We start from the raw sequence: 8,450 nt of genomic DNA on the forward strand, positions 1-8,450 counted from the left end.
TGAGAGCGTGACCTCGACCACCGTGAAGCGTCCTCGCGTGGAAGGATCGGAGCCGACCGGCCGCCACGAGCGGGCGGCGGGCTGACGCCGCGGCGGCGTACGGCGAGAGTGGGATGGAGACGAACAGTGCCGGGAGTGCGCAACCTGACCCAGGTCGAGGCCACCGAGCGGGCCCGCCTGCTTGAGGTGACCGGGTACGACATCAGTCTGGACCTGTCGACCGCCGTCCTGGCGGCCGACGGTCACACCTTCCGGTCCGTGACCGAGGTCCGGTTCCGCTGCACCGAGCCGGGGGCCACGACCTTCATCGAGGCGGCCGCCGAGTCGGTGCGCTCGGCGACGCTGAACGGCGCCCCGGTGGACGTGTCCGGCTGGTCGGCCGAGAAGGGCCTGACCCTGACCGACCTGGCCGCCGAGAACGTCCTCGTGGTGGACGCGGACTTCGCGTACTCCAACAGCGGGCAGGGGCTGCACCGCACCGTCGACCCGGTCGACGGGGAGACCTACCTCTACAGCCAGTTCGAGACGGCGGACGCGCAGCGGGTGTACGCGTGCTTCGACCAGCCCGACCTGAAGAGCGTCTACACCTGGCACGCCACCGTCCCCGACCACTGGCGGGTCGTGTCGAACATGCCGGTCGAGCGCGAGGAACCGGCCGGCGAGGGGCTCAGGACGCTGCACTTCCGCGAGTCGGTGCGGATGAGCACGTACATCACCGCGCTCTGCGCCGGGCCGTACCACGAGGTGCGGGACAGCCACGACGGCATCGACCTGGGGGTGTACTGCCGGGCCTCGATGGCGCAGTACCTGGACTCCGACGACCTGTTCCTCATCACCAAGCAGGGCTTCGACTTCTTCCACGAGCAGTTCGGGGTGCGCTACCCGCTGCCCAAGTACGACCAGCTCTGGGTGCCGGACTTCAACGCCGGCGCGATGGAGAACTTCGGCTGCGTCACGCACGCCGAGTCGCACTACATCTTCCGCTCGCAGGTCACCGACTTCGAGTACGAGCAGCGGGCCAACACGATCCTGCACGAGCTGGCCCACATGTGGTTCGGCGACCTGGTCACCATGCGCTGGTGGAACGACCTGTGGCTGAACGAGTCGTTCGCCGAGTGGGCCAGCCACTGGTGCAACGCCAACGCCACCCGGTTCACCGACGCCTGGACGACGTTCCTGTCGATCCGCAAGAACTGGGGCTACCGGCAGGATCAGCTCTCCTCCACCCACCCGGTCTACTGCGAGATGCCGGACCTGGAGGCGGTCGAGGTCAACTTCGACGGCATCACGTACGCCAAGGGCGCGAGCGTGCTCAAGCAGCTCGTCGCGTACGTCGGCGAGGAGCCGTTCCTGGCCGGGCTGCGGGCGTACTTCGGCAAGCACGCGTGGGGCAACGCCACCTTCGACGACCTGCTGTCCGAGCTGGAGGCCGCCTCGGGCCGGGAGCTGCGCAAGTTCGCCGCGCAGTGGCTGGAGACGGCCCAGGTCAACACGCTGCGCCCCGAGGCGACGATCGGCGCCGACGGCGGCTACGAGCGGGTGGTGGTCCACCAGGAGGCGCCCGCCGGACACCCGACGCTGCGTACCCACCGCATCGGCGTGGGCCTGTACGACCTGGTTGACGGCCGGTTGGTCCGCCGGGAACGGATCGAGGCGGACGTGACCGGCGAGCACACCGAGCTGACCGCGCTGCGCGGCGTGCGCGCGGCGGACGTGCTGCTGCTCAACGACGACGACCTGACGTACACCAAGCTGCGGCTGGACGAGCGGTCGATGGCCACGGTGGTGCAGCACATCGCCGGCTTCGAGTCGTCGCTGGCCCGCGCGCTGTGCTGGACGGCCGCGTGGGACATGCTCCGCGACGCCGAGCTGGCGGCCCGGGACTTCGTCGCGCTGGTGCTGGCCGGGCTGCCCGCCGAGTCCGACATCAACCTGGTCACCGCCATCCTGCGGCAGCAGGTGCCCGTCGCCCTCAACCTGTACGCCGACCGGGCCTGGGCGCCGACCGGCTGGGCCGAGCTGGCGCGTACGACCAGGGCCACCCTCGCCACCGCCGAGCCGGGCAGCGGGCTGCAGCTGGCGTGGGCCCGGGCGTACGTGTCGGCGGCCCGCTCGGCGGAGGACCTGGCCGCCGTGCGGGGCTGGCTCGACGGCGTCGACGTGCCGGCCGGGCTGGCCATCGACACGGAGCTGCGCTGGTCGATCGTCCAGTCGCTGGTGGCGAACGGGGCCGCCGGCCCCGCCGAGATCGAGGCCGAGCTGGCCGCCGACCGCACGGCCAGCGGCGAGCGGGAGGCCGCGTACGCCCACGCGCTGGTGCCGACGCCGGAGAACAAGGCCGCCGTGTGGGCGCAGCTCACCGGCCCCGAGGCGCTGCCGAACTGGCGCAACCGGGCACTGCTGCAGGGCTTCGGCCCGTCGATGCAGGCCGAGCTGGTCGCCCCGTACCGGGAGCGGTACTTCGCCGTGGTGGACCAGGTGTGGGCGCAGCGGGACAGCGAGCCGGCGCAGGAGTTCGTGCAGCTGGCGTACCCGACGCAGCAGGTCTCGGAGGAGACCGTCGGGATGACCGACGCCTGGCTGGCCGCCGAGGGCCACCCGGCGCCGCTGCGCCGGCTGGTCGCCGAGGGCCGCGACGGCGTCGTCCGCGCCCTGAAGGCGCGCGCCCGGGACGCCCGGGGCGCCTGAGAGGGGAGTACGCGGCCGGGGCCGGCGCGAGCGGAAGCCCGCACCGGCCCCGCGCCGTTATGGTTGCCCGAGGAGGTGGACGTGATGGCGCAGCCGCGGTACGAGTGGCGCCCACCGGAGCGAGGCTGGCGGGAGCAGGACCTGTTCGACCTGCCCGAGGACGGGAACCGCTACGAGATCATCGACGGCAGCCTGCACGTGACCCCACCGGCCGGACCGGACCACCACGAGCTGGCGGACGACATCCGGATGGCCCTGCGCCAGGCGGCGCCGGCCGGCTGGCGGGTGATCCGGGAGATCGGGGTACGGGTGCCGGGCGGCAACCTGATCCCCGACGTGACGGTGCTCACGCCGGACGCCCCGCGGGGCCGGATGTGGGCGGAGGCCGGCGACGTCGCGCTCGTGGTCGAGGTGGAGTCACCGGGCAGCCGGCGCCACGACCGGTTCACGAAGCCGGCCCTCTACGCGGAGGCGGGCGTGGCCGCCTACTGGCGGGTGGAGCGGGGCGACTTCGGCCCCGTCGTCTACCGCTACGAGCTGGCCAAGGGCGACCACTACCAACTGCTCGGCACCGTCGGGCCGGACGACCCGGCGCGGGTCACCGAGCCCTGGCCGATGACGCTCGACCCGAGCGCCTGGCCCCGCTGACCGGACGACGACACCCGGCCCGCCGTGGCGGACCGGGTGTCGTGTGGTCGTCCGATGGGAAGGGGTGCCTTCTCCACCGCGGGCGTTGAGAAGGGGCCCTTCCTTGCGCCTCAGCCCTTGCCGGCGTGGCTGGCCAGCTGGTCGAGGCCGTTGATGATGCCGCCGGCCAGGTCGCCGCCGCCGAAGGCGGCCACCATGGACAGCGCCGCCAGCCGGGCGTACGTGTCCGGGATGCGCTTGCGGGCGTGCCGGCCGGTGACGATCTCCAGCTGGCGCTGGTTGGGCGACACGGCGATCAGCACCGACCGGTCGGGCTCGGCGAGCTGGCGGTGCAGCCGCTGGGCGTGGTCGCGGATCGGCTCGTCGAGCCCGCCGACGTAGACCGAGAAGACCAGCCCGGTCCCCTGGTCGGCCAGGCGGAGCGCCTCGTCGATGCGCAGCAGCTGACGGGTCGAGAACGGCCCGTCGAGCACCTCGGGCGGGTTGACCAGCCCGGCCTGCTTCTCACCAACGGTCACTTGCGCCTCCGGTTCCACCCGCCGGCGCCTCGACGCCGGCCTTCTCAAGCTTGTGGCTGGTCAGCGCCGGCGCCTGCGCGCCCGCGGCCAGCGCCGCGCCGGCCGAGTCAGCCAGCTGCTCCGGACGGCCGAGGAACCAGACCGGAGTGAACTCGAAGGGCCGGCCCGGCCGGTAGCGCTTGGTGCCGCCACCCTTGCCCCGGCCACCGGCGAACGCCAGCGCGGTGATCACCAGCACCGTGGCGGCCGGGATGCCGACGTAGATCAGCAGCGTGTCGGTAACAGACAATCCCAACGCCCCCAGGCGGAAAGAGAGACCAGGAATCCCCGGGTCGAGTGGACGATCATGAGGCCGGCCGCCCGACTCCGCTCGTATTCACGTTAGCGGAGTCGACGGCCCGCCAAATTGCGGGGTGGCGATCCCACCCGTCACTCACGTGCTCAAGCTGCGCGGCGACGGCGATCAGGGACGCGTCGTCACCATAGGAACCGGTGAGCAGGACACCGACGGGCAGGCCCTCCGCGGTACGCCCGAGCGGCAGGGAAACGGACGGCTGCCCGGTCACGTTGAACACCGCACAGTACGGCGAGAACCGCCGCTGCCGGTCGAAGTCGGTCTCGGGGTCGCCGTCGGCGGTGAACCACCCGACGGGCGCCTGCGGTGCGGCGAGCGTCGGGCAGAGCAGCAGGTCACAGCCCGCGGTGCGGCGGGCGGCCAGGCGTACCTGCGCCTGGAGCTCACCCAGCGTGCCCATCAGCGCGCCGGCCGAGATCGCCGCGCCCCGGGAGCGCAGGTACCGGGTCAGCGGCAGCAGCCGGCTCTCCCCCTCGGCCGCGACCGGGGTGAGCGCCAGGACGTACCAGACGGTCTCGAACAGCGGCCACACCTCGGGGCCGAGCGGCGCGGACACCTCGACCACCTCGTGGCCGGCCGCGGCGAGCAGCGCGGCGGCGTGGTCGACGGCGGCGACGCAGTCGGGGTGGACCGGCTCGTCGGCGAGCATCGGGGCGGTGAACCGGCCGACCCGCAGCCGGCCGGGCGCGGCCCGCCGCGCCGCGCCCAGGTAGCCGCCGTCGGGCGCGGCCGGCGGCAGGTAGGGCTCGCCGGGCACCGGCGCCGCCATGACGTCCAGCAGCGCGGCGACGTCGGCGACGGTACGGCCCAGCGGCCCGTTGATCGGCAGGCCGAACGCCCCGGAGCCGAGCGGCCCGCCGGAGACCACGCCCCGACTCGGCTTGTAGCCGACCAGGCCGCACAGGGAGGCGGGAATGCGCAGCGACCCGCCGCCGTCGGAGCCCTGGGCCAGCGGCACCAGCCCCGCCGCCACCGCCGCCGCGGCCCCGCCGCTGGACCCGCCCGCCGTGTACGCGAGGTGCCACGGGTTGCGGGCCGGCGGCGCGACCAGCCCCTCGGAGTACAGCGAGCAGCCCAGCTCGGAGGTGGTGGTCTTGCCGAGGCTGACCAGCCCGGCGGCGCGCATCAACCGGACGACGTCGGCGTCGATCGGGGGCACCAGGTCGGCGAAGGCCGCCGAGCCGAACGTGGTGCGCACCCCCGCGGTGAGGGTGAGGTCCTTGATCGCGGTCGGCACGCCGTGCAGCGGGCCGCGCCCCTCGGCGGGCGCCGCGTCGGCGGCCCGCGCCGCGTCGAGGGCCAACTCCGGGGTGACCGTGACGAACGCGCCCACGGTGTCGGCGAGCGCGTCGACCCGGGCGAGGTGATGCGCGACCAGCTCCACGCTGGACAGTTCGCCCCGCGCGATCGCGGCGCCCTGCTCCAGCGCGGTCAGGTCGTGCGGCTCACCCACCTCGCCATCCTGCCCCGTACGACGGCTCTGGTCACCGTTCGACACGACAGGTCAAGCGGTTACGTGAGGGTGCCAGCCGGCGCCACCCACTCGGATCGAGGGCCGCCCACGTCCTCGATGAGATCGAAGTCGCGGTCGTAATGCAGGACGACGGCAGAGTATTCGGCGGCGGCTGCGGCCACCGTGAGGTCGACCGGACTCGCGGCACGATGGTATCCGCGGGCTGCCAGAGCTAGCTGCATATCTCGCGCGCGGGTAGCCACCGCCGCCGTGACCGGTAGATCGATCATGAGCTGGGTACACCGGGTACGGATCGCTACCGCGTCGCGAAAGTCACGCGCGCTTCGCCCGTCCTCCAGATCGAGCGGGAGGCATGTGGCGGCGAGCCCTTCCGTGAGGATGGCCACGATCCGCTTCTTCACGAGCGGCTGGCGGAGGCGACCCCACGCGGAGGTGTCTATGAGGTAAAGGCCGGCGGGAGGATTCACGCCGCGTCCTGTCGGCCCTCGGGGGTCTTGTCACTCTCCAGCAGGCCGGTCCAGTCCCGGTCGATCGACAGCAGCTCGTGAATCGCTTCCAGCCGCTCACCACGTTCCGCCACCAGCCGCAGGGCGGCGTGGATGGTGTCCTTCTTGCTCTTGGTGCCCAGCTCACGCCGAGCTCGTTCGAGCAGATCATCATCAAGATCGATAACAGTCCTCACGAGCCAACTATATACTCAATGACGGCTCGTATATATTCGACGGGCCGAGGAAGCGGAGGGCGTTGGCGGACAGCAGCTTGTCGCGCTGACCGTCGGTGAGGAAGTCGGACCGGCGGACCACGTCGCCGACCGGCCGCTCCCCCAGCGGGTACGGGTAGTCGCTGCCGACCAGCACCCGGTCCTCCCCCATCGTGTCGACCAGCAGCCGCAGCGCGGCCGGGTCGAACACCACGGAGTCGACGCAGAACCGGTCGACGTAGGCGCTGGGCGGGGCGCTGGAGGCGCCGCGTACCAGGTCGCCCCGGCGGCGCCAGGCGTTGTCGGCCCGGCCCAGCCAGAACGGGAAGCTTCCCCCGCCGTGCGCGAAGCAGATCCGCAGCGAGCGCGGCACCCGGTCGAACACGCCGCCGAGGATCAGGGCCAGCACCGACAGGTGCGTCTCGGCGGGCATCCCGGTCAGCCAGCGGGCCATCCAGCGGTCCAGCCGGGGGCCGCCCGGCATGTCCCACGGGTGCACGAAGACCGGCGCGCCCACCTCGGCGCAGTGCTGGAGGAACGTGACGATGCCCGCGTCGTCGAGGTCGCGGTCGCCGACGTGGTTGCCGATCTCCACCCCGGCGTGCCCGGCCGCCAGGCAGCGGTCCAGTTCGGCGCAGGCCGCGTCCGGGTCCTGCAACGGCACCTGGCAGAACGGCACGAGGCGGCCGGCACCGCCCGCGGTGACCTCCAGGGTCAGGTCGTTGAAGATCCGGGCCACCCTGACCGCCTGGCCCGCCAGGCGGTCGTAGGAGAAGAACACCGGCGTCGGGGAGACCACCTGCACGTCCACGCCGTCCGCGGCCATGTCGGCGAGCCGGACCGCCGGGTCCCAGCACTGCGCCCCCACCGGGCGGAACTCGGTCTCCCCCACCATGATCATGGCGGCCCGCTCGGAGTCGACGCGCAGCCAGGGCCAGCCGGACCCGCCGCACGCCGCGCCGAGGTCCGGCCACCCCTTCGGTACGACGTGCGTGTGCACGTCGACGACCGGTGCCCCCATCAGCCCTTGCCCGGGTGCAGCGCGCCGCAGTCGGCGCAGGTGCGCGCCTTCTCGTCGGCGTAGAACGCCCCGAAGACCGGGGGCAGGTCGGCGGCGATGTCGCGGACCTGCAACTCCACCTCGTGCACCTTGTGCCCGCACTCCGGGCAGTACCACTGGAACTTCTCCAGCGTGCCCTCCTCACGGACCCGCTCGACCACGACGCCGATCGAGCCGGGCTCGGGCCGCTGCGGCGAGTGCGGGGTGTTGCGCGGCAGCATCCACATCTGGCCCTCGCGCACGTGCACCGTACGCGGCCCCTCCGGGGTCATCAGGTTGACGTGCATGTTGCCCTTGACCTGGTAGAAGAACTCCTCGTACGGGTCGACGTGGAAGTCGGTGCGCTGGTTCGGCCCGCCGACGACCATGACGATGAAGTCGTCTCCGCCCGGGAACATCTCCTTGTTGCCCACGGGCGGCTTCAGCAGGTGCTGGTTCTCGGCGATCCACCCGGGAAAACTGAACGGCTCGGCGATCTCGCTCACGACTGACCTCCTGTGGGTGCGACGGCCACGGCCTGGATCTCGATCAGCAGGTGCGGGTGCGGCAACTGGTGCACCGCCACGGTGGTGCGGGTGGGCCCGGTGGCGTCGAAGAACTCGGCCCACACCTCGTTGTAGCCCCCGAAGTCGTTCATGTTGACCAGGTACGTGGTGACCTGTACGAGATCCGACAGGTCGGCGCCGACCGAGCGCAGCAGGTCCCGCACGTTCTCGATCACGGCCCGGGTCTGCACCCGGATGTCCAGGTTGGTCGTGCCCAGCTCGTCCACCTCGACGCCGGCGAACGTGTTGTCGGGGCGGCGGGACGACGTACCGGAGACGAAGACGAACCCGCCAGCAACCTTGACGTGCGGAAACGCCCCCCGCGGCACGGCCTTCCCCGCGACGACCCTGGCACCGTCACCCATGACGACGACCCGGCGCCGACGGGAGCACCGCGACCACGACGGGGTTCCGGGCAGCCCAACCGGCGCAGGGATCAAGCCTGACCGCCCGGAGCCGGTT

10 protein-coding genes are annotated in these 8,450 nt (G+C 72.4%); 2 read left to right on the forward strand and 8 right to left on the reverse strand.

The features are described 5' to 3' along the window. The first annotated feature begins 135 nt into the window (after nt 1–135). Entirely contained in the window at nt 136–2,688 is a 2,553-nt protein-coding gene (pepN, locus tag ABGB16_RS28230; protein ID WP_347671128.1) for an aminopeptidase N, read from the forward strand. Nucleotides 2,689–2,772: 84 nt separating this feature from the next. After that, a complete protein-coding gene (locus ABGB16_RS28235) occupies nt 2,773–3,336 on the forward strand; it encodes a Uma2 family endonuclease (RefSeq protein WP_347671136.1) in 564 nt (187 codons plus the stop codon). A gap of 110 nt (nt 3,337–3,446) precedes the next feature. Here ABGB16_RS28235 and ABGB16_RS28240 read toward each other — a convergent pair whose 3' ends face one another. The 8 genes from ABGB16_RS28240 to ABGB16_RS28275 all read right to left on the reverse strand — a co-directional run bounded on the left by ABGB16_RS28240 (nt 3,447) and on the right by ABGB16_RS28275 (nt 8,353). Then, nucleotides 3,447–3,854 (reverse strand): DUF5130 family protein, encoded by a 408-nt coding sequence (locus tag ABGB16_RS28240; RefSeq protein ID WP_347671129.1) that lies wholly within the window; start codon nt 3,852–3,854, stop codon nt 3,447–3,449. Beyond that, nucleotides 3,841–4,125: a hypothetical protein gene (locus tag ABGB16_RS28245; RefSeq protein ID WP_347671137.1), complete on the reverse strand. Its 285-nt coding sequence runs from the start codon at nt 4,123–4,125 to the stop codon at nt 3,841–3,843. The genes ABGB16_RS28240 and ABGB16_RS28245 overlap by 14 nt, the downstream gene beginning before the upstream one ends. 73 nt (nt 4,126–4,198) lie before the next feature. Beyond that, the gene (locus tag ABGB16_RS28250) at nt 4,199–5,662 is read right to left on the reverse strand and encodes an amidase (RefSeq protein ID WP_347671130.1); all 1,464 of its coding nucleotides are present in this window, start codon (nt 5,660–5,662) and stop codon (nt 4,199–4,201) included. 59 nt (nt 5,663–5,721) lie between these two features. Continuing rightward, nucleotides 5,722–6,084 carry a hypothetical protein gene (locus ABGB16_RS28255; protein ID WP_347671131.1) on the reverse strand — a complete coding sequence of 121 codons (363 nt, stop codon included), beginning with the start codon at nt 6,082–6,084 and terminating at the stop codon, nt 5,722–5,724. A 62-nt stretch (nt 6,085–6,146) separates the two neighbouring features. Then, nucleotides 6,147–6,365 (reverse strand): type II toxin-antitoxin system VapB family antitoxin, encoded by a 219-nt coding sequence (locus tag ABGB16_RS28260; protein ID WP_347671132.1) that lies wholly within the window; start codon nt 6,363–6,365, stop codon nt 6,147–6,149. Between the two features lie 7 nt (nt 6,366–6,372). Continuing rightward, on the reverse strand, nt 6,373–7,404 hold the full coding sequence (locus ABGB16_RS28265) for an amidohydrolase family protein (RefSeq protein WP_347671133.1): 1,032 nt from the start codon (nt 7,402–7,404) through the stop codon (nt 6,373–6,375). Continuing rightward, a complete protein-coding gene (locus ABGB16_RS28270; RefSeq protein ID WP_347671134.1) occupies nt 7,404–7,928 on the reverse strand; it encodes a 3-hydroxyanthranilate 3,4-dioxygenase in 525 nt (174 codons plus the stop codon). Before ABGB16_RS28270 ends, ABGB16_RS28265 begins: the two co-directional genes overlap by 1 nt. After that, the gene (locus ABGB16_RS28275; RefSeq protein WP_347671135.1) at nt 7,925–8,353 is read right to left on the reverse strand and encodes a RidA family protein; all 429 of its coding nucleotides are present in this window, start codon (nt 8,351–8,353) and stop codon (nt 7,925–7,927) included. Before ABGB16_RS28275 ends, ABGB16_RS28270 begins: the two co-directional genes overlap by 4 nt. Between the last annotated feature and the right edge of the window lie 97 nt (nt 8,354–8,450).

Source organism: Micromonospora sp. B11E3 (assembly GCF_039871625.1).
GTDB lineage: Bacteria > Actinomycetota > Actinomycetes > Mycobacteriales > Micromonosporaceae > Micromonospora.